Origin of the sequence: Leclercia sp. UBA5958 (genome assembly GCF_002430365.1) — a bacterium.
GTDB classification, from domain to species: domain Bacteria; phylum Pseudomonadota; class Gammaproteobacteria; order Enterobacterales; family Enterobacteriaceae; genus Enterobacter; species Enterobacter pneumoniae.
The window spans coordinates 502,716-523,188 of sequence record NZ_DJCE01000007.1 but is presented as its reverse complement, the minus strand read 5'-3'; the positions used below and the strand labels follow the sequence as shown (position 1 = coordinate 523,188).

Below are 20,473 nucleotides of genomic sequence, written 5' to 3'. Positions count from 1 at the left end.
ATCGTTCAAAAAATAAGCATATCTCCATCAATTTTTTGCGCTGAATCACACGCATTGCCGTCCTACACTTACCTTGACTCATCTGAAGTGATAAGAGGTGTGACCATGAAAAAATATCTCATAATGCTCGCCGCCGGTATGCTGGCGGGCGCATCATTCGCCGCCCTGGCGGCAGAACCGCTTATGCGTGGCGATGCGAATAATCAGCTCCGTCCCGCCGGCACTGTCTCCGTTTCCGGGGCCAGCAATCTCGATGACCTGCAGAGTAAACTGGCGGAAAAAGCCCGTGAACAGGGTGCGACAGGATTCACCGTGGAATCGGCCAGCGGTGATAATAAAATGTTCGGGACTGCCACTATTTACAAGTAAATTTCCGGCCATTGAGGCTGCATCTTTAGGTGTAATGCTGATCGGTTAAGCGTGGTGGAATCGTGCTCAATTGATCGGCATGACATCTTAGGGCGCAGTATTTTTATACTCGCTCTGCCAGAGGTTTATCCGTCTGGCGATACAAAGCCTGAATACGGCAAACTTGCGATGGGCTGTAGCCGGTCGCCTGCGCGGTCTCCTGAATACTCATCTTTTTTACCTGCCGACAGTACAACACCTTTTTATGCCGCTCGCGATCCGGCGGCTTCCCTTTGAATTTACCCAGACGTTGCGCCCGGGCAATACCCTCCTGTTGCCGAACGCGCTGATGCTGCAGTGCTTGTTGGGCAAGAGCGGCCAGGGTGTCCAGTAAGGTATGATTAATCGCCACCGCTATCGCCGGGTTTGAAGGGGCGCTCATCATCTGCCAGGTCGCCGGGAGATCCAGGCTCAGGATCCGTAGCCCGTGCTGCGTCACCTGGTTGGTAAAACGGGTCCAGTCGTGGCTCGTCAGGCGGATCAAGCGATCAATACGATCGATAAGCAGGATGTCCCCCGGCAAGCTTTCTGCCAGCAGACGCGCAAACTCGGGGCGGTCAGACGTGAGGGAAGCGAAATTTTCCCGATAGTAGCTGGCAATACGATGACCCCGGGCCTGGACAAAGCCGTCCAGCACCTCTTTCACCCGATCGGCCCAGGGATCCTCTGCAGACGCTTGTAAATAAGCCCTGATGAACATATCGCCCCCGCTATCGCATTAACATTGTCGCACAGCTGATATCGCATTCGGGTTATCGCATTGCCCTTATTTGCCCCTGTTGTTCATCGCATTAGACCAGACTCAAAAGCGAGAGGCACTGCGCCAGAGGCAGCCTAAGCTGGCTTGCTGTCCTGAATTATAATTTATCGCCGAAAAGAGGTACGGAAAGTTCAGAGACAAGATGTCACCCCTGCGCATAAGGGTGCTGGCAGCGATGCAGCAATGTGAAGATTTTTAGTAGCTAATGTAAATTTATGTATTTCATTTTTTTCAGGAGAGTGATAAAAAGTCACGCCAAATGATAATGTTTATCACAATTATTATCATTTGTAGGTTCATTACTGTATTCGCGTGGCATAGACGTAATGAAATGTGATTCTAAAAATTATAAGTCGCTAAACAATATGGAAAACAATCGCAATACTCCGTTCAGCAGCTTCTCTTCGCTGACGTTCTTCACGGGCCTGTGTATCGGCCTGACGCCTGTCGCTACCGCTATTGCTGCGGATCAAACCGATAAAAAATCTGACGATACGCTGGTGGTTGAAGCTCAACCGCCCTCTCTGTATGCACCCACCCACTCCGCCGATCCGAAGTTTGCGCGCCCCATCGCCGACACCACTCGCACCATGACGGTGGTCTCTGAGCAGGTATTAAAGGATCAGGGGGTGACCAACCTGACCGATGCGCTGAAAAACGTGCCGGGCGTCGGCGCCTTTTTTGCGGGTGAGAATGGTAACTCGACCACCGGCGATGCGGTCTATATGCGCGGTGTGGACACCTCAAACAGTATTTATGTAGATGGCATTCGGGATATCAGCAGCGTATCGCGAGACACCTTCAATACGGAGCAGGTCGAGGTGATCAAGGGCCCGTCCGGCAGCGATTATGGCCGCAGCGCGCCAAGCGGCTCGATTAATATGATCAGCAAGCAGCCGCGTCTGGACTCGGGCATCGACGCCTCAGCCAGTCTCGGCAGCGCCTATATGCGCCGGGGCACGCTGGATATCAACCAGACAATGGGCGAGACCTCTGCGTTTCGCCTCAATTTGATGGGTGAAAAGACCCACGACGCGGGCCGCGATAACGTTAAAAATGAACGCTACGGTGTGGCTCCGTCGCTGGCATGGGGGCTGGGTACGGAAAACCGTCTCTATCTGAACTACCTCCACGTCACGCAGCACAACACTCCGGACGGGGGCATTCCGACCGTGGGTCTGCCGGGCTACTCGGCCCCCAATGCCGCAACTTCGGCGCTGAATGGCGCTGGCAAAGTGGATACCCATAACTTCTACGGTACGGATTCCGATTACGACGACTCCACCACCGATACCGCCACCCTGCGCTTTGAACACGACATCAACGACGTCACGACCCTGCGTAACACCACCCGCTGGTCGCGCGTGAAGCAGGATTATCTGATGACGGCGGTGATGGGCGGCGCCAACAACATTACCCGGCCGGATCCTAACAATGTGGATAGCTGGACCTGGTCGCGCCTGGCCAACACCAAAGATGTCAGCAATAAGATCCTGACTAACCAGACCAACCTGACCACCAAATTCTTTACCGGATCGGTGGGCCATGACGTCAGCACAGGGGTCGAGTTCACACGCGAAACCCAGACCAACTACGGGGTAAATGCCATTTCCCCGCCGGCGGTCAATCTCTATCACCCGGACAGCAGCGTGCATATTGGCGGTCTCAACCGCAATGGGGCGAATGCCAACGGCCAGACCGATACCTTCGGCATTTACGCTTTTGATACCCTGCAAGTTACCCGTGATTTTGAGCTGAACGGCGGTATTCGTCTCGACAGCTACCGTACCGAATATGACAGCGCCAGCAGCTGCGGCGGTACCGGGCGCGGTGCGGTCGCCTGCCCGACGGGCGTAGCAAAAGGGTCGCCGGTCACCACCGTCGATACGGCGAAATCCGGTAACCTGGTGAACTGGAAAGCGGGTGCGCTCTACCACCTGACCGACAATGGCAATGTTTACCTCAACTATGCCATCTCCCAGCAACCACCGGGGGGCAGCAATTTCGCGCTGGCCCAGGGGGGCACCGGTAGCAGCGCTAACCGTACCGACTTTAAACCGCAGAAAGCGAAAACCAGCGAGATTGGCACCAAGTGGGAGCTGCTGGATAAACGCTTGCTGCTCTCGGCGGCGGTGTTCCGTACCGATATTGAAAACGAAGTGGAGCAAAATGAAGACGGCACTTACTCTCAGTACGGCAAAAAACGCGTAGAGGGTTACGAGCTGTCGGCGGTGGGGAATATTACGCCGCAGTGGCAAATTATCGGCGGTTATACCCAGCAGCACGCCTCGGTGCGCAGCGGTAAAGATGTCGCGCAGGATGGCAGCTCCTCCCTGCCATACACTCCGGAGCACGCCTTCACCTTATGGAGCCAGTACCAGGCCACCGATGCGCTCTCTGTTGGCGCAGGCGCGCGTTACATCGGCAGTATGCATCGCGGCACCGATGGCGCCGTGGGCACACCATCCTTCAGCGAAGGCTACTGGGTCGCTGATGCGAAGCTGGGCTATCGCATCAACCGCAATCTGGATCTGCAGTTGAACGTCTATAACCTGTTTGATGAAGAGTATGTCTCTTCGATTAACAAGAGCGGATATCGCTACCATCCGGGCGAACCACGTACCTGGATGTTAACCGCCAACATGCACTTCTGATGTCGTGTGGGGCTACGGCCCCACCTTTCTCCCCACAGCCTCTTCCCGGAGAAGTTCTTATGATTTATCACATTCCTGGCGTACTCACGGCTGATGAAGTCGCCCAGCTTCGCGCGCAGCTGGCGCTCGCCCCCTGGATCGATGGCCGTGCGACGGTGGGCAACCAGGGCGCGCAGGTCAAAAATAATCAGCAGGTCGATACCCAAAGCGAGTTGTACCAGAAGCTCCAGTCCGCCGTGCTACAGGCCGTTAATCAGCACTCACTCTTTTTTGCCGCCGCCCTGCCCCGCCAAATCTCCAGCCCGCTGTTTAACCGCTATCAGCAGCAGGAGACCTATGGCTTTCACGTGGATGGTGCCGTGCGTAGCCATCCGCAAAGCGGCTGGATGCGAACCGATCTCTCCGCCACCCTCTTTCTCTGTGAACCCGAGAGTTACGATGGCGGCGAGCTGGTGGTCAACGACACTTTCGGGCAGCACAGCGTGAAGCTACCGGCCGGCGATCTGATTCTTTATCCCGCCAGCAGCCTGCACTGTGTCACCCCGGTGACGCGCGGCGTGCGGGTAGCCTCGTTTATGTGGATCCAGTCGATGATCCGCGACGATAAAAAACGGGCGATGCTCTTCGAGCTGGACCGCAATATCCAGACGCTGCGCACCCGTCACGGTGAAAGTGAGGAGGTGTTGTCGTTACTCAACCTCTATCACAACCTGCTGCGAGAGTGGTCTGAAATCTGATGGCGCGCCTTGACTGCCTCTTTTTTAACCCCATATTTGAAGAAGGGTTAACAGAGGCAGGAGTAATGCGATGGCTTCCGGTTGGGCAAATGATGACGCGGTCAATCAACAGATCAACAGTACGATTGAAGATGCCGTTGCGCGGGCGCGCGGCGAGATCCCGCAGGGTGAAAGTCTGACATTCTGTGAAGAGTGCGGCGACCCGATTCCTGAAGCGCGGCGCAAGGCAGTGCCAGGGGTACGGTTGTGCATCACCTGCCAGCAGGATAAAGATTCACAAAGTAACGGATATGCAGGATATAATCGCAGAGGATCTAAGGATAGCCAGTTACGCTGACTTTTCTTTACCCTTCTTCGCAACGCAAGCGGTTTCGTTTACGTGCACGAAATTTCAGCATGCGTTTCGCAAAATGTGCCCTTACCGTTTCGTCTGTAAAGCGCTGCGCGAAGATACGTAAAGACGCGTCCTGAATTTATTAATATTCAATAACTTATTTGTCATTCAATTTTTTCGAACAACGACGTCAATTCTCTTCGATTTTATCTTTCGCAGAAAAGCGTGATACTCATCACATCGACGGAACATCGTCCCCTTTACAGAATAACCTGCGAGAGATTAACCATGAAAACCATTAAATATGCTGTTGCTGCTGTTGCCCTGTCTGCGCTTTCCTTTGGTGCCTTTGCGGCACAATCTGTTTCGCCTTCTCAGGCAAGCGGCATGAATAAAATCGGTGTGGTAAGCGCAGAAGGTGCAACCACGCTGGACGGTCTTGAAGCGCAGCTGGCTCAGAAAGCCGCAGCAGCAGGTGCAAGCGGGTATACCATTACCTCTGCGAACACCAACAACAAACTTAGCGGTACCGCGGTTATCTATAAATAATCGCCTGTTTTACTGAATCACTGCTCCAACCCTCATTGACCCTGTTGTTATTACCCTTGTTTTGGCCCGTCCTGGATTGGACGGGCTTTTTTTTGCCTAAAATGACTGTGTGACGCGAGCCAGACCCGCTTCTACCGTCTCGACCTGCCCGGTCGCCAACAGGCAGCAGGCTAGCTGTAACTTAATAGAGTGTGGCACCGGCACCTGCCCAGAAAGGCACTGGGTGATCCAGTGGGCGGTCAACTGTGGATCTTTACCCTCCGGTAAGACCACCTCGCTTTGCTCCTCGCCTCTTTCCCATACCACGCGCGTACCAGCCGGCTCAATCAGGGTGATTTGCGGACAGCGCTGCGGATTGGCATACACTTCCCCTTCCGTGCCGTGCATTAATAGCGCTCGTCCGCCAATGTCAGCGAAAAAGCTCGCCACCCGGGTGACATACTCCGGATGAGACACGCTGGAAAGACGCAGCGCCTTGTCCTCTTCAAAAGGGGTCGCCAGTTTCGCCAGGGTATGTGCGCTATTGCGAACCCCCATCCGCCAGCGCAGGGCGAGCTGCTTGTCCAGCGACGGGCAAAGCGCATGGACGGGAATATAAACCGGCTGGTTTCCTTCAAGTTTGGCCTGAGCTTGCCCGGCCGTCAGGGTGGGTTGAATGCCCAGGAGTGCCAGAATGGTTTCGGTCAGCACGCGGGTAGGATCTTCACTGACGCCGTGCACCACCACCGGGAAGCCGAGTTTATTAAGCAGGATGGCCAGAAGCGGCGTGAGGTTGGCCTGTTTGCGCGCGCCGTTATAGCTTGGGATCACAATCGGCATCGGTTTCGCCACCGGCGGCGTCAGGCGCAGGGTGCGTGACTGCATCGCCTCATAAAACCCACGCATCTCTGCTTCGCCCTCACCCTTGATTCGCAGCGCGATCAGGATGCTGCCCATCTCAAGGTCAGGTACCTCGTCATTAAGCATGGCGCTATAGAGCGCACGTGCGGTCTCCTGATCCAGGTCGCGGGCGTGGTTCTTTCCCCGACCTACCTCTTTGATAATTTTACGATAATCCACGGCATCTCTCCTTCCGGCATGATGTAAACACTATAGCCCTGATAAACAGCGCCCCGAAAGCTTTTTATCCGCCGCATTGAATGCGCTGTTTTTTCAATAAAAAAATGAATGCAAGCGCTTAATGAAATATTAGTGGTTCGGGCAAAAGATTCTTACAGAGGGACAATCTGATTAAATAAGCAGCGAAAAGTTGTTGAGGTAACACAATCAGGATTACGTATGAACAAGGTTGCTTTAGGTTTTTTTATTGCTGCAACAATAGGATGTTCGGCATCCGCATTGGCGGCGACAGATGGCGAAGGACAAATTAACTTTACGGGCGAAATTATCGATTCCGCCTGTCAGGTCGTGAATGGAATAAGTAACCCGCTGAATGTCGAATTGGGCCAGGTCTCTAAAACGGTCTTTACCGGTGCAGGCTCCACCAGCACGCCGACACGATTTGATATTCAGCTAAAGAATTGCCCGGAATCCGTCACCTCCGCTGCCATTAATTTTGGCGGCCCCCCGGACAGTGATAACAACAGTGCGCTGGCATTGACACCCGATGCAGACGCAGCGACCGGCGTGGCAATTCAATTGCTCGACTCCACCGATCAACCGGTCAGCTTATACACCCCTTCTCGTCAATATCCACTGACGGCGGGAAGTACGGTAAACGACCTGGAATTTGCAGGACGTTATATCCAGACAGGGCCTACGGTAACAGCCGGCCCGGCTAATTCTGTTTCGACCTTTACCGTTATCTATAACTGATATTATCCCTCCAGAGATATCAGCCTGTGTCAGGACTGATATCTCTTATTCACGTTGAGATATATTTATGCGTCACGGTTATTTACTGAGTTCTCTTTTACTGGTAGCCGCAACAGCGCATGCCGGCGTTATTATTAACGGCACGCGCCTGGTCTATCAGGGAGAAAAAAAGGAATCTTCTCTTGGTATTTCGAATCCAGACGATACGGATTATCTGGTGCAGTCCTGGGTCGATGCCGGCGGTAAAAATCTGGCCAAAGCCCCTTTTCTGATCACCCCTCCACTGTTTCGTCTGAATGGCAATGAGGAGAATGTATTACGTGTGGTGCGCACGGGGGGAAATTTGCCCGAAGATCGTGAATCACTCTTCTGGCTAAATATTAAATCCATCCCCTCTTCTAAAAAAATGGATGGGGTGAACACGCTGCAAATTGCTATCAACACCCGCATAAAGCTTATCTACCGCCCTGCCGCCGTGAAAGGCAAGCCGGAAACCGTTGCCGATCGGTTGTCCTGGCATCGTGAAGGAAATGACCTGGTGGTGAATAACCCCACGCCGTTTTACATGAATTTCCAGAGCGTGACGCTGAACGGTCACAACGTTAAAAAAGCGACCTGGGCCGTGCCGAAAGGCGAAACCCATATCGCGCTGCCGGCCAATAGCAGCGGAAATACCCTGGCGTATTCGGTCATTACCGATTACGGCAGTATTAGCCAGACATGGACAAAAACAATTAATTAATTACTGCCTCTGGCGCAATACGTTATGTATAGTCATAAAAAACCGTTCTCCTGGAAAATACCTTCGTTGCCAGCCCTGTTTATGGGGCTGGTAATGTTCTGTATTGCGCAGCAAAGTTCGGCGGATGACTACTTTAACCCGGCGCTGCTGGATATTGATAATCCTCAGCAGGCGAAAACCGATCTATCAATATATGAAAAGGGGCCCGGCCAGGCCCCTGGAAAATATCTGGTCTCGATTTTTATTAATAACACTGAAATGGCTACCCGCAACGTCACCTTCACCTTACGCAAAGCGCAGGCAGGTCCTAGCACGCTGCAACCCTGCTTCAGTCTGGACGAACTCAAAAAGCTGGGGATTAAGACCTCCCTTTTTTCGCAACTGACCGCAAAAGGCGGGTGTGCCGATTTAGGCGCTATTCCCGCCGCGACCGCCACCTTTCGTATCAGCCACCAGCAGCTGCTATTGAGCATTCCGCAATCTGCGCTGGGCCAGATACCGCGTGGCTATATCGACCCGAAGGAGTTTGATGAAGGCATCACCGCCGGTTTGCTGAACTACAGCGCAACGTCCAGCCAGAGTCAGGCGCGTACCCCAGGGACGCCGGATAACAGCAGCCAGTACGTTAACCTTCGCCCCGGACTTAACCTTGGCGCGTGGCGTTTACGTAACTACTCGACCTGGAATCGCAGCACCACCGGTCACGAGGAGCAGCACCATTTCTCTTCGGTCTATACCTATGCCCAGCGCGATATCGTGGCGATGAAAAGCGACCTGACGCTGGGGCAGAGCAGTTCCCCGGCCGACGTCTTTGACAGCGTCTCTTATACCGGGATGCAGTTAAATTCCGACAGCGACATGCTGCCAGATAGCGAAAAAGGCTATGCCCCAATTATTCGCGGCACCGCCCACAGCAACGCGCAGGTCGTTGTGCGCCAGAACGGTTACGTTATTTATCAGAACACCGTCGCCCCGGGCGCCTTCGAGATAAATGATCTCTACCCCACCGGCAGCAGCGGTGACCTGCAAGTCACGGTGAAAGAGACGGACGGCAGCGAGCGCCACTTCGTGGTGCCCTACGCCTCAGTGCCGGTTTTGCAGCGTGAAAAACATCTGCGCTACAGCGTCACCGCCGGGCGTTACCGCTCGTATGACAGCAACGTGGAAAAGACGCCGTTCGCCCAGGGCAGCGCCATCTATGGTTTATCGCACGGAATGACCCTCTACGGCGGCGTGCAGCAGAGTAGCCATTACCAGGCCCAGGCGCTGGGCACCGGTAAAAACGTTGGCGATCTGGGTGCGTTCTCCATCGACGTGACGCGGGCGAAGGCGTTGCTCAAAAAACAAAAGCGCAGCCAGGGTCGATCGTGGCGCGTGCGGTATAGCAAAGATTTTGCCGGTACAGGCACCAACTTTTCGCTGGCTGGCTATCGCTACAACAGCAAGGGGTTCTATACGCTGCAGGAGACGATGGAGTCCTGGACCCGTTCCGACGACTGGAGCGCGCCAGAACAGCGCAAGGATCGCGCTGAAGCTACTATCGACCAGGTGCTGCCGGAGGGCTGGGGCGCCTTCACGCTGAGTCTGGTGAAAGAGCGTTACTGGAGCCAGGACCAGGATATGACCTCCATGAGCCTCAGCTACAACAATAGCTGGGATGGGGTGACCTACAGCCTGAGCTACAGCCTGAATAAAAATACGCACGACAGCGATGAAAACGGGGATGCGGTCAGCAATGACAATCTTTTCGCGCTGAGCGTCTCTCTCCCGCTCGATCGCTGGATGCACAACACCTGGGCCAGCTACAACCTGAATAACAGTAAAGAAGGCACCACCCAGACCCTCGGCCTGAACGGCACGGCGCTGGCACAGAACAACCTTAACTGGAATGTTCAGGAAGGACTCAGCAATACCGGCGCTGGCAGTTCCACCAGCCTGAACGCCGATTACAAAGCCACCTATGGCGAAGTCAGTGGCGGCCTCAGTCAGGATAAGTACCAGCGCACCGCCAACCTTGGCCTGCAGGGGGGCGTCGTGGCCCACGCGAACGGCGTGACCCTGAGCCAGCCGCTGGGCGAAACCATCGCGCTGGTTAAAGCACCGGGGACCCACGGAACAGAAATAACTAACCAGACCGGCGTCGAAACAGACTTCCGCGGCTATACCGTGGTGCCGTTTGTTACCGCCTATCGCCACAACACTATCGCACTGAATACGGAAACCCTGCCGGACGATGCCGACGTGACCCATGCGGCACAGGTGGTGACCCCGACGCGCGGCGCGATAGTACGCGCCACCTTTAGCACCCGCGTAGGTCGACGCGTATTAATGACGCTAACGCACAACGGCAAGCCGCTGCCCTTTGGCGCAACGGTGACCACAGAGGACAAGGATAACGAGTTTATCGTAGGCAATGATGGTCAAACCTGGCTTACCGGTTTACCTCAGCGCGGACATTTGACCGTCAGCTGGGGGCAGGATGCCCGCGACCACTGCGTAGCGGACTACGTGCTAACGGACGAGAAAGATAAAACACACATTATTAACGCTGCCGCGCAGTGTCAGTAAATTACCCCTGAAGGTTTGATTATGCAGCTTGTTAAACAGTGCCTTTTGTTACTCGTTCTGGCCACCGGCGCACTCGTTATGCCGCATGCCAAAGCGGCCTGTCTCTCGTCGGATATGCCGAAGCAAATTAATATTTCGTCGATTTCCGTGCCCACGACGCTCCCCGTCGGATCGACGATCCCGGGAACTGACCAGTCCGTGCATATTGCCGGTCATTGTGACAACGGCCTTGAGGGGGGGATGGAGATTGTCGCCTGCTATTACGGTACCGGCAGTGAAATACCCGGCATGGCGGGAGTGTATGAATCCGGCGTGGAAGGCATTGGCGTCGCCCTGGTGAACGATAAAGGGCAGCGTATTACCGGCGCAGGCGGCGTCTATTGCGACTCGCGCAGTACGCCCATCAGCTATGTATCAACCGACGGGAACGCCAGCTTTGATTTTAACCTTTCGCTTCAGCTCATTAAAACGAGCATGAAGGTGGTGTCGGGTACGCTACAGCAAAGCCAGACCAAGTTCGGGCTTGGCGTTTACGGTCACGACGGGATCGGTAGCCCCAACTCCATCGCCTATGCCGGCAACGTCAATCTCAACATCGTCACCTGTTCCGTATCGCCAAAAAACCTGACCGTTAACCTCGGGGATTTCCCCATCAGCGACTTTACCGGGGTAGGTACCCTTTCTACCCCGGCGAAAACGTTTAATGCCACCGTTAACTGTACTTCAACGGTACAGCCAGAGATCAAAATTACCAGCGCCAACGGCTATGAACCGGGTCTCGACGGCGTACTCAAACTCACCCCGGAAAACGGGATGGCCACAGGGGTCGGCGTAAGAATGCTGTTTGACGATCATATCGCCACCTTCAATCAGTATGTCCCTACCCAGGGCGAGGCGATCGAGAATCAGACCCTGGATATTCCCTTCCAGGTTCGCTACATCCAGACCCGCGACGAGGTCACGCCCGGCCCGGCCAACACCGTTGCGACCATTACGCTCGCCTACCGGTGATAATGATGAAAACACGTATTTTTCTGCTGACAGCCGCGCTAATGGCGCAGAGTTATGCTGAGGAGATCCAGGTGCAGATGGTGGGGAATATCTATGCCAATACCTGCACCGTTGATAGCGCCAGCAAAGCGTTAACCGTTGATTTAGGCCAGGCGGCATCCAGTGATTTTAAAGATGTGGGGGATACCGGCGCGTGGAAGGATTTTACCCTGAAGGTGACCCATTGCCCTAAAACCCTTACGCTGGCGAACGCTTTTTTTTACGGGCAGGCGGACAGCCAACACCCCACCAAATTCGCCAATATGGGCAGCGCCAAAGGTCTGGCCCTGGAGCTTGCAGACCCGCAGGACAATATGTTCATTGCCCCGCAGGCAAGCTTTAACGTGCTGATCGACCAGACCGACCACTCCGCGATCTTTCCGCTTGCGGCCCGCTATTACACCACCTCGTTGCCCGTCACCGCCGGTACCTTCAGCAGCGTGGTGCAGGTGACATTCACTTACCAGTAGGACTGCGCCCCTTAGCACGGATGCTCCTTTTACGCCCGACGGTCAGTTTTGTCGGGCATTTTTTTACCGGCGGCACGTCGGGCTGCTCAATAGGGAAAACAGGCAGCGCGTTCAACAATCGCTGTCCGTAGTTTTTACTCAGCAGGCGTTTGTCATAGATAACCACTTCCCCCCAGCAGCCGTGGCTACGGATCAGACGCCCCACCTGCTGAATCAGATTAAACGACGCCGCAGGCAAGCTTTGGACTTCAAACGGGTAGCGGTTCAGGCTCTTGAGCCACTCCCCTTCGGTAATCACCACCGGGCTGTCGATCGGCGGGAACGCAATCTTATGAATATGCACCTGGGTGAGGTAATCCCCTTTCAGATCCAGCCCTTCGGCAAAGGACTGCAACCCCACCAGCACGCTCCGCTCGCCGTTATCTATCCGCTTGCGGTGCAGTTCCACCAGCCGGTAGCGGGGCTGGTCGCCCTGTACAAGCAGCAGCAGGCGGAGATCGGGCACTTCTTCCAGAAAACGCTGCATGGCGCGGCCGCTGGCAAACAGCACCAGCATGCCGGGATATTTTTTGCTTTCGAGTTGCTCACGGAAGAAGGCGGCCATCTCAGCGATGTGCTGCTCTTCGTTATCGATCAGCGGTTCATACTGCATACGCGGAATAACAATTTTACCCTGCTCGCAGTGGTTGAAGGGCGAATCGAGCGCCACGAAACGATCCCCCGCTTTCTCTCTCAGGCCGCTCATCTCCTGCAGACGCGAGAAGCTGTTTAGCGAGCGCAGGGTGGCCGAGGTGACCACCACGTGCGGTACGCTGCGCCAGAGCAGCTTTTCCAGCTGATCGCTAACGCGGATCCCCACGCAGTGGAAGAAGAGGTGAATCTGTCCGTCGCGAACGTCGCGGGTCGCCCATTTTGTCACCGGGGCGCCGGAGGCCTGAACCATAGAGGCCAGCCGCCACAGTTTGCTCTGCCCCTCGAACATCCCCAGCGCGCGGTTCATCTGTAATAACACCCGGTGCAGACGCACCACGTCGTGGCTGCCGGTCTTCTCGCTCAGATCGTTTAAAAACAGCTCTGCCAGCCCGCGCAGTTTTTCCAGCAACTTCGCCAGCTCCTGGCAAATCGCCATGATCTCCTGCGGCAGTTCCCCCATGGCGAAGCGGTGTTCGGCCTGCTGGGTTGCCGGAAGATAAAGATCGAGAATGTTATTCAGGGAAGCGATGTGGGTGTAGACCGTTTCGCAGTGCTCGCTGAGCCGCTCCGGCACGGCCAGCGGCGGGATCGTTTTTGGACGGAACTGCTCCATGCAGGTGGCAACCAGCTTGCAGAACAGATCCAGCTGCAAGCGAAACCACGGGGCGGTGATCTCGGCGCTCATCTCCAGCGCATCACGCGCCACGTCCGGCAGATGATGTCCTTCATCCAGCACCAGCAACAGGTTCTTCGGCTCCGGCAGAACGGCTTCGCTCTCCAGCGCCGCCATTACCAGCGCGTGGTTAGCCACAACGACCTCTGCTTCCTGAATTTCACGCCGGGCGACAAAGAACGGGCACTCGCGGTAGTAGTGGCAGTTGCGGTTCAGACAGCTGGCTTTGTCGGTGCTTAAACGCCGCCAGAGATCATCGCTGATGGCCTGATCGGTATGATCCCGCAGGCCATCCCACTTGTAGCTGTCGAGATCGCCTTTCAGTTTCGCACACTGCTCCTGCTCGGCCTTATTATTCGGGGTCAGTTCGTCATCCAGAAAGGCCAGCAGATCCTGCTGCGTGGCTTCGCTGCTGGCGAGGGCCGTCAGGTTACGCGGGCAGACATAGCGTCCACGCCCAAAGGCGGCAGTAAAACGCAGCTCAGGAATAATTTTGCGCAGCAGAGGCAGGTCTTTGCTGAAGATTTGATCCTGCAAGGCAACGTTGGCGGTACTGACCACCAGCGTTTTTTGCTCTTCACGGGCAATGGCAATACCCGGAATGAGATATGAGAGGGTTTTCCCGACGCCGGTTGGGGCTTCAATCGCCAGATGCCGGCCCTCGTCGCCCGCAAGCGTCTTCGCCACATCGGCAATCATTTGCCGCTGCGGTGCTCGGGGAATAAAGTCGGGGATCTGCTGTTGCAGCGCCTTATACCAGGCGGCAATTTGCGCTTTTAGCGCAGCGGTTAAAGCCATCGGGGAACCTGAAATACTGTATAAACAGCCACTATTGTGGCACGTTCACCTGCCAGCGGCAAAAAAAAAGCCCGGCTCTACGGCCGGGCTTCCAGATTACTGTCCTGCCGCCGGTTTACGCGGACGGCGACGGCGCTGCCCTTCTCCGGCGGGCTTGCCTTCGCCATCACGGCGCGGCGGTTTGCTGGCAGGCTTAGCGGCTGCCCCTTCAGTACGGCGCGGCTGCTGTTGACCACGGCCGCCTCCGCCTTGCCCGCGTCCACCGCCCTGACCGCGTCCGCCACCCTGGCGACCGTTCTGGATCGGTTCGGCTTTGATAGAGGGATCCACTTCATAACCTGGAGTCTGGATGCGCGGGATCTCTTTCTTCAGCAGGCGCTCAATATCGCGCAGCAGCTTATGTTCATCGACGCAGACCAGCGACAGCGCTTGACCCGTGGCGGCAGCACGGCCGGTACGGCCAATACGGTGAACGTAATCTTCTGGCACGTTCGGCAGCTCGTAGTTCACTACGTGCGGCAGCTCTTCGATATCCAGACCACGGGCGGCGATATCGGTGGCGACCAGCACGCGGATGTCACCCGATTTAAAGTCGGCCAGCGCGCGGGTACGTGCCCCCTGGCTCTTATTGCCGTGGATCGCCGCACTGCGAATGCCGTCTTTGTTCAGCTGTTCTGCCAGATGGTTGGCACCGTGCTTGGTGCGGGTAAAGACCAGCACCTGCTGCCAGTTGCCCTGACCGATCATCTGGGAGAGCAGCTCGCGTTTACGCTTCTTATCAACAAAGTGCACATACTGGGTCACTTGCTCAGACGCAGTGTTACGACGCGCCACTTCCACTTCCAGCGGGTTGTGAAGCAGTTTTTCTGCCAGCGATTTGATCTCATCCGAGAAGGTCGCAGAGAAGAGGAGGTTCTGACGACGCGCCGGCAGTTTAGCCAGTACGCGGCGGATGTCGTGGATAAAGCCCATATCCAGCATACGGTCGGCTTCGTCCAGCACCAGAATCTCTACGCTATCCAGCTTCAGCGCATTCTGGTGTTCCAGATCGAGCAGACGGCCCGGCGTTGCCACCAGCACATCCACGCCGCCGCGCAGTTTCATCATCTGCGGATTAATGCTCACGCCGCCGAAGACCACCAGCGAGCGAATATTCAGATAGCGGCTGTATTCACGGACGTTCTCGCCCACCTGAGCAGCAAGCTCACGGGTTGGGGTCAGAATCAGGGCACGAACCGGACGGCGGCCTTTCGCATGCGGCTGATTCTCGATCAGACGTTGCAGCAGCGGCAGCGTAAAGCCTGCGGTTTTACCGGTACCGGTCTGGGCGCTCGCCATCAGGTCACGGCCTTGCAGCACGGCGGGGATCGCCTTCTGCTGAATAGGGGTAGGTTCGCGATAGCCCTGCTCTGCGACAGCGCGCAGAATATCAGGATTCAGGCCAAGGGTATCAAAAGACATAACAACTCCGAACCGCCCCGACCGTCACAGGTGTAGTTTTCAGGGAGATAAGACGAATAGACAGGACAAAAACCACAATGTCACGAAGCTGCGGAGTGTAGCAGATTTTGTGACTTGGCGCATAAAATATCCCTGACGGCGGGCATGACAAAATAAATCTCCGGTCGGCTGGACAAGGCGAAAATTTAACCATAAAGTTAATCAATCGATTGATTAATTTTTTGGCGCGACGATGAATACAATCCCCACCACCAGTAAAGGCGAACAAGCCCGCAGCCAGCTGATTGCCGCTGCACTCTCCCAGTTTGGCGAGTATGGCCTGCATGCTACCACTCGCGATATCGCCGCACAGGCGGGGCAGAACATCGCCGCCATCACCTACTATTTTGGCTCAAAAGAGGATCTGTACCTCGCCTGCGCCCAGTGGATCGCCGATTTTATTGGCACCCAATTCCGCCCACATGTGGAGGCCGCGACAACCCTGCTTGCGCAACCCGTGCCGGATAAAAGCGCGGTGCGCGCCCTGATCCTGCAAGCGGCCAGGAACATGATCCAGCTGCTGACCCACGACGACACGCTGAACCTCAGTAAATTTATTTCCCGCGAGCAGCTCTCCCCCACCACGGCGTATCAGCACGTGCATGACCAGGTTATCGCCCCGATGCACGGTCATTTGACCCGGCTGATTGCCGCCTATACCGGGCGCGCAGCGGAGGATACCCAAACCATTTTGCACACCCATGCGCTGCTGGGCGAGATCCTCGCCTTTCGCCTCGGGCGCGAGACCATCCTGCTGCGCGCGGGCTGGAGTCATTTTGATGAAGAGCGGGCAGAGCAAATTTTTCAGGTCGTGAGCTGCCATATCGATCTCGTTTTAGAGGGATTAACGCAAAGGAGTCCGGAGTGATGAAAAAACCCGTGGTTGTTATCCTGGCCGCGCTGGCGCTGGTTGCCATCGTGACGGGAGGCTGGCTCTGGTATCAGGGCCAGCAGGATAAAGGGCTGACCCTGTACGGTAATGTGGATATTCGTACCGTTAATATGAGTTTCCGCGTGGGGGGGCGGCTGGCGTCGTTAACGGTAGATGAAGGCGATGCCATCACCGCCGGGCAGACGCTGGGGCAACTGGATAAAGCGCCGTTTGAAAATGCGCTGCTGCAGGCCAGAGCGGGCGTCTCCGTTGCGCAGGCGCAATATGACCTGATGCAGGCGGGCTATCGCGAAGAGGAGGTGGCGCAGGCCGCCGCAGCGGTGAAACAGGCGCAGGCGGCTTATGACTATGCGCAGAAGTTCTATCAACGCCAGCAAGGGCTGTGGGGCAGCCGGACAATTTCCGCTAACGATCTGGAAAATGCCCGCTCCTCCCGCGACCAGGCCCAGGCCACGCTGAAATCGGCGCAGGATAAGTTAAGTCAATATCGCACCGGTAACCGCCCGCAGGATATCGCCCAGGCAAAAGCCAGCCTTGAACAGGCTCAGGCCCAGCTGGCGCAGGCCGAACTGGATCTGCGTGATACCACCCTTACCGCCCCCGCAAACGGCACGCTGATGACCCGCGCCGTCGAGCCGGGCAGCATGCTTAACGCCGGCAGCACGGTGTTGACCCTCTCCCTGACCCGTCCGGTATGGGTGCGCGCTTATATCGATGAACCCAACCTGGGTCAGATGCAGCCGGGGCGCGAGCTGCTGCTCTACACGGATGGCCGCCCGGATAAGCCTTATCACGGTAAAGTGGGCTTCGTCTCGCCCACCGCTGAATTTACGCCAAAAACCGTCGAAACGCCGGATCTGCGTACTGACCTGGTGTATCGCCTACGCATTATCGTGACCGATGCCGACGACGCCCTGCGCCAGGGGATGCCGGTGACCGTTACGCTCAACGATGGGGATGGTCATGAATGATGCGGTTATTGAACTCACAGGGCTGCTGAAGACGTTTCCTGGTATGGACCGCCCGGCGGTGGCGCCCCTGAACTGTACCCTGCAAAAGGGCTACGTGACCGGGCTTGTCGGCCCGGACGGTGCCGGAAAGACAACCCTGATGCGTATGCTCGCCGGGCTGCTCAAGCCCGACGACGGGCAGGCGCGGGTACTGGGGTTAGATCCCATCGAAGACGATCGCGCCCTGCACGCCTTACTGGGCTATATGCCGCAAAAATTCGGGCTGTATGAAGATCTGACCGTGATGGAAAACCTGACCCTCTATGCCGACCTGCGCAGCGTCACCGGCGAAACCCGGCAAAAAACCTTCCAGCGGCTGCTGGAGTTTACCGCGCTGGGGCCTTTTACCGGGCGGCTGGCGGGCAAGCTCTCCGGCGGGATGAAGCAGAAACTGGGGCTGGCCTGCACCCTGGTAGGCGAGCCGAAGGTTCTGCTACTGGATGAGCCCGGCGTGGGCGTCGATCCGATCTCCCGGCGCGAACTCTGGCAGATGGTGCATGAGCTGGCAGGCGACGGCATGCTGATCCTCTGGAGTACTTCCTATCTGGACGAGGCCGAACAGTGCCGGGATGTCCTGTTGATGAACGAAGGCAAGCTGCTCTACCAGGGCGATCCTACTGCCCTCACCGCCGGCATGAACGGTCGCAGCTTCCTACTGCACAGCCCCGACGAAAACAACCGCCGTCTGTTGCAGCGGGTCCTGACGCTACCCCAGGTGAGCGACGGCATGATTCAGGGGAAATCGGTACGCTTGATCCTGAAAAAAGAGGCCAGCGCGGAGGATATTCGTCGCGCCCCGGGGATGCCGGACATTGAGATGAATGAGACCGCCCCCCGCTTTGAAGATGCGTTTATCGATCTGCTGGGTGGCGCGGGGACAGAGGAGTCCCCGCTTGGGGCCATTCTGCATACGGTTGAAGGCACGCCCGGCGAGACGGTGATTGAAGCCAAATCACTGACCAAAAAATTTGGCGATTTTGCCGCCACGGATGACGTTAACTTTGCCGTGAAGCGCGGAGAGATTTTTGGCCTGCTGGGGCCGAACGGCGCAGGGAAATCCACCACCTTCAAGATGATGTGTGGCCTGCTGGTGCCGACGTCCGGCAAGGCGCTGGTACTGGATATGGATCTCAAGGTCAGCTCGGGCAAGGCCCGTCAGCATCTGGGCTATATGGCGCAGAAATTCTCGCTGTACGGCAACCTGACGGTGGAGCAGAACCTGCGTTTCTTCTCCGGGGTCTATGGCCTGCGGGGGCGGGCACAGAACGACAAGATTGCGCGCATGAGCGAAGCCTTCGGGCTGAAAAGCATCGCCAGCCACGCCACCGATGCGCTCCCCCTTGGCTTTAAGCAGCGTCTGGCACTGGCCTGCTCCCTGATGCACGAGCCTGACATTCTGTTTCTGGATGAGCCCACCTCCGGGGTGGATCCCCTCACCCGCCGTGAGTTTTGGCTGCATATCAATAGCATGGTGGAAAAAGGGGTGACGGTGATGGTGACCACCCACTTTATGGACGAAGCGGAGTATTGCGATCGCATTGGGCTGGTCTATCGCGGCAAGCTGATTGCCCACGGTACGCCGGACGATCTTAAAGCGCAGGCCGCCGATGAAGCGATGCCTGACCCGACGATGGAGCAGGCTTTCATCACGCTGATTAACGACTGGGATAAGGAGCAAGGCCATGGCGCATAACGCCCTCTCCTGGCGCCGGGTGCGCGCACTCTGTATCAAAGAGACGCGGCAGATCGTGCGCGACCCCAGCAGCTGGCTGATTGCGGTGGTGATCCCGCTGCTGCTGCTTTTTATCTTCGGCTATGGCATTAACCTCGACTCCAGCAAGCTGCGGGTGGGCATTTTACTGGAGCAGCAGAGCGAAGAGGCGCTCGACTTCACCCATACCATGACCGGCTCACCCTATATCGACGCCACCGTCAGCGATAACCGCCAGCAGTTGATCCAGATGATGCAGGCCGGGCGTATTCGCGGTCTGATTGTGATCCCGGTGGATTTCGCCGCCCGAATGGCCACGCCGGGCGACAGTGCGCCGATCCAGGTGATCACCGACGGCAGCGAGCCCAACACCGCCAACTTTGTGCAGGGGTATGCGGAGGGGATCTGGCAGCTCTGGCAGATGCAGCGTGCCGAAGACCGGGGCGAGACCTTTGAGCCGCTTATCGATGTGCAGACCCGCTACTGGTTTAACCCGGCGGCCATCAGCCAGCACTTTATCATTCCCGGCGCGGTGACCATCATCATGACGGTGATTGGCGCCATCCTCACGTCGCTGGTTATCGCCCGGGAGTGGGAGCGCGGCACCATGGAGGCGCTGCTCTCCACGGAGGTCACGCGTACGGAGCTGCTGCTCTGCAAGCTTATCCCCTACTATTTCCTCGGCATGCTGGCGATGCTGCTCTGCATGCTGGTGTCGGTCTTTATTCTGGGGGTGCCTTATCGCGGCTCGCTGATTGTGCTCTTTTTTATCACCTCGCTTTTCTTGTTGAGCACGCTGGGAATGGGGCTTCTCATCTCCACCATCACCCGGAACCAGTTTAACGCTGCCCAGGTGGCGCTGAATGCCGCTTTTTTACCCTCGATTATGTTGTCCGGGTTTATTTTCCAGATCGACAGTATGCCGGCGGTGATCCGCGCCGTGACCTATATCATTCCGGCGCGCTATTTCGTGAGTACGCTACAGAGCCTGTTCCTGGCAGGTAACATTCCGGCGGTGCTGGTGGTCAATCTGCTGTTTTTGATCGCCTCGGCGGTGATGTTTATCGGCCTCACCTGGATGAAAACGAAACGGCGACTGGATTAAGGAG

Annotated in this window: 18 protein-coding genes; 14 read left to right on the top strand and 4 right to left on the bottom strand. The window is 56.5% G+C overall.

The genetic code is table 11. The features are described from left to right. Positions 1-105: 105 nt before the first annotated feature. Positions 106-369 carry a DUF1471 family periplasmic protein McbA gene (gene mcbA / locus B2Q93_RS11930; RefSeq protein ID WP_286933137.1) on the top strand — a complete coding sequence of 88 codons (264 nt, stop codon included), beginning with the start codon at positions 106-108 and terminating at the stop codon, positions 367-369. A gap of 103 nt (positions 370-472) precedes the next feature. Here the strand turns inward: mcbA and B2Q93_RS11925 are convergent, their stop codons facing one another. Then, positions 473-1,108, bottom strand: coding sequence for a recombinase family protein (locus B2Q93_RS11925; RefSeq protein WP_286933136.1), 636 nt, complete (start codon positions 1,106-1,108; stop codon positions 473-475). Positions 1,109-1,533: 425 nt separating this feature from the next. Between B2Q93_RS11925 and B2Q93_RS11920 the strand changes: the two genes are divergently transcribed. From B2Q93_RS11920 to ybiJ, 4 genes are all read left to right on the top strand, one after another. Next, the gene (locus tag B2Q93_RS11920; protein ID WP_286933134.1) at positions 1,534-3,822 is read left to right on the top strand and encodes a catecholate siderophore receptor Fiu; all 2,289 of its coding nucleotides are present in this window, start codon (positions 1,534-1,536) and stop codon (positions 3,820-3,822) included. A gap of 59 nt (positions 3,823-3,881) precedes the next feature. Beyond that, positions 3,882-4,559 carry a PKHD-type hydroxylase YbiX gene (gene ybiX, locus B2Q93_RS11915; RefSeq protein WP_286933132.1) on the top strand — a complete coding sequence of 226 codons (678 nt, stop codon included), beginning with the start codon at positions 3,882-3,884 and terminating at the stop codon, positions 4,557-4,559. A 70-nt stretch (positions 4,560-4,629) separates the two neighbouring features. Next, positions 4,630-4,896 carry a DksA/TraR family C4-type zinc finger protein gene (locus tag B2Q93_RS11910; RefSeq protein WP_040076462.1) on the top strand — a complete coding sequence of 89 codons (267 nt, stop codon included), beginning with the start codon at positions 4,630-4,632 and terminating at the stop codon, positions 4,894-4,896. Between the two features lie 285 nt (positions 4,897-5,181). Continuing rightward, positions 5,182-5,442, top strand: coding sequence for a DUF1471 family protein YbiJ (gene ybiJ / locus B2Q93_RS11905; protein ID WP_040076463.1), 261 nt, complete (start codon positions 5,182-5,184; stop codon positions 5,440-5,442). A 96-nt stretch (positions 5,443-5,538) separates the two neighbouring features. Here the strand turns inward: ybiJ and ybiB are convergent, their stop codons facing one another. Further along, positions 5,539-6,501: a DNA-binding protein YbiB gene (gene ybiB, locus B2Q93_RS11900; protein ID WP_286933130.1), complete on the bottom strand. Its 963-nt coding sequence runs from the start codon at positions 6,499-6,501 to the stop codon at positions 5,539-5,541. 219 nt (positions 6,502-6,720) lie between these two features. Here ybiB and B2Q93_RS11895 point away from each other — a divergent pair, with 219 nt between their 5' ends. The 5 genes from B2Q93_RS11895 (at position 6,721) to B2Q93_RS11875 (ending at position 12,087) form a co-directional block, all read left to right on the top strand. Beyond that, positions 6,721-7,257, top strand: a complete 537-nt coding sequence (locus B2Q93_RS11895; RefSeq protein WP_286933127.1) for a fimbrial protein — start codon at positions 6,721-6,723, stop codon at positions 7,255-7,257. A 67-nt stretch (positions 7,258-7,324) separates the two neighbouring features. Continuing rightward, positions 7,325-7,999, top strand: a complete 675-nt coding sequence (locus B2Q93_RS11890) for a fimbrial biogenesis chaperone (protein ID WP_040076466.1) — start codon at positions 7,325-7,327, stop codon at positions 7,997-7,999. A 24-nt stretch (positions 8,000-8,023) separates the two neighbouring features. Next, positions 8,024-10,567: a fimbria/pilus outer membrane usher protein gene (locus B2Q93_RS11885; RefSeq protein WP_286933125.1), complete on the top strand. Its 2,544-nt coding sequence runs from the start codon at positions 8,024-8,026 to the stop codon at positions 10,565-10,567. A 21-nt stretch (positions 10,568-10,588) separates the two neighbouring features. Further along, complete coding sequence (locus B2Q93_RS11880; protein ID WP_046886931.1) at positions 10,589-11,578, top strand: fimbrial protein; 990 nt, start codon at positions 10,589-10,591, stop codon at positions 11,576-11,578. A 5-nt stretch (positions 11,579-11,583) separates the two neighbouring features. Next, a complete protein-coding gene (locus B2Q93_RS11875) occupies positions 11,584-12,087 on the top strand; it encodes a fimbrial protein (protein ID WP_286933123.1) in 504 nt (167 codons plus the stop codon). Here B2Q93_RS11875 and dinG read toward each other — a convergent pair. Both dinG and rhlE read right to left on the bottom strand, forming a co-directional pair. Further along, a complete protein-coding gene (dinG, locus tag B2Q93_RS11870; RefSeq protein ID WP_286933122.1) occupies positions 12,074-14,251 on the bottom strand; it encodes an ATP-dependent DNA helicase DinG in 2,178 nt (725 codons plus the stop codon). The two genes, B2Q93_RS11875 and dinG, sit on opposite strands and share 14 nt — an antisense overlap. Positions 14,252-14,347: 96 nt before the next feature. Beyond that, complete coding sequence (rhlE, locus tag B2Q93_RS11865; protein ID WP_040076469.1) at positions 14,348-15,712, bottom strand: ATP-dependent RNA helicase RhlE; 1,365 nt, start codon at positions 15,710-15,712, stop codon at positions 14,348-14,350. 232 nt (positions 15,713-15,944) lie between these two features. Here rhlE and cecR point away from each other — a divergent pair, with 232 nt between their 5' ends. Genes cecR through B2Q93_RS11845 form a run of 4 tightly spaced genes read left to right on the top strand, consistent with a single transcriptional unit; the run spans position 15,945 to position 20,469 of the window. Next, entirely contained in the window at positions 15,945-16,619 is a 675-nt protein-coding gene (gene cecR, locus B2Q93_RS11860) for a transcriptional regulator CecR (protein WP_233801288.1), read from the top strand. Beyond that, entirely contained in the window at positions 16,619-17,614 is a 996-nt protein-coding gene (hlyD, locus tag B2Q93_RS11855) for a secretion protein HlyD (protein ID WP_286933421.1), read from the top strand. The genes cecR and hlyD overlap by 1 nt, the downstream gene beginning before the upstream one ends. Continuing rightward, entirely contained in the window at positions 17,607-19,346 is a 1,740-nt protein-coding gene (locus B2Q93_RS11850) for an ATP-binding cassette domain-containing protein (RefSeq protein ID WP_212477380.1), read from the top strand. Before hlyD ends, B2Q93_RS11850 begins: the two co-directional genes overlap by 8 nt. Further along, positions 19,336-20,469, top strand: coding sequence for an ABC transporter permease (locus B2Q93_RS11845; RefSeq protein WP_040076473.1), 1,134 nt, complete (start codon positions 19,336-19,338; stop codon positions 20,467-20,469). The genes B2Q93_RS11850 and B2Q93_RS11845 overlap by 11 nt, the downstream gene beginning before the upstream one ends. Positions 20,470-20,473 lie beyond the last annotated feature (4 nt).

Bases quoted from the DNA above. Each gene is read 5' to 3' on its own strand.
- hlyD (WP_286933421.1), top strand. From the start codon at position 16,619: ATGAAAAAACCCGTGGTTGTTATCCTGGCCGCGCTGGCGCTGGTTGCC.
- B2Q93_RS11920 (WP_286933134.1), top strand. From the start codon at position 1,534: ATGGAAAACAATCGCAATACTCCGTTCAGCAGCTTCTCTTCGCTGACG.
- B2Q93_RS11880 (WP_046886931.1), top strand. From the start codon at position 10,589: ATGCAGCTTGTTAAACAGTGCCTTTTGTTACTCGTTCTGGCCACCGGC.
- dinG (WP_286933122.1), bottom strand. From the start codon at position 14,251: ATGGCTTTAACCGCTGCGCTAAAAGCGCAAATTGCCGCCTGGTATAAG.
- cecR (WP_233801288.1), top strand. From the start codon at position 15,945: ATGAATACAATCCCCACCACCAGTAAAGGCGAACAAGCCCGCAGCCAG.
- B2Q93_RS11895 (WP_286933127.1), top strand. From the start codon at position 6,721: ATGAACAAGGTTGCTTTAGGTTTTTTTATTGCTGCAACAATAGGATGT.
- B2Q93_RS11875 (WP_286933123.1), top strand. From the start codon at position 11,584: ATGAAAACACGTATTTTTCTGCTGACAGCCGCGCTAATGGCGCAGAGT.
- B2Q93_RS11885 (WP_286933125.1), top strand. From the start codon at position 8,024: ATGTATAGTCATAAAAAACCGTTCTCCTGGAAAATACCTTCGTTGCCA.
- mcbA (WP_286933137.1), top strand. From the start codon at position 106: ATGAAAAAATATCTCATAATGCTCGCCGCCGGTATGCTGGCGGGCGCA.
- B2Q93_RS11850 (WP_212477380.1), top strand. From the start codon at position 17,607: ATGAATGATGCGGTTATTGAACTCACAGGGCTGCTGAAGACGTTTCCT.
- B2Q93_RS11925 (WP_286933136.1), bottom strand. From the start codon at position 1,108: ATGTTCATCAGGGCTTATTTACAAGCGTCTGCAGAGGATCCCTGGGCC.
- rhlE (WP_040076469.1), bottom strand. From the start codon at position 15,712: ATGTCTTTTGATACCCTTGGCCTGAATCCTGATATTCTGCGCGCTGTC.
- B2Q93_RS11890 (WP_040076466.1), top strand. From the start codon at position 7,325: ATGCGTCACGGTTATTTACTGAGTTCTCTTTTACTGGTAGCCGCAACA.
- B2Q93_RS11845 (WP_040076473.1), top strand. From the start codon at position 19,336: ATGGCGCATAACGCCCTCTCCTGGCGCCGGGTGCGCGCACTCTGTATC.
- B2Q93_RS11910 (WP_040076462.1), top strand. From the start codon at position 4,630: ATGGCTTCCGGTTGGGCAAATGATGACGCGGTCAATCAACAGATCAAC.
- ybiJ (WP_040076463.1), top strand. From the start codon at position 5,182: ATGAAAACCATTAAATATGCTGTTGCTGCTGTTGCCCTGTCTGCGCTT.
- ybiX (WP_286933132.1), top strand. From the start codon at position 3,882: ATGATTTATCACATTCCTGGCGTACTCACGGCTGATGAAGTCGCCCAG.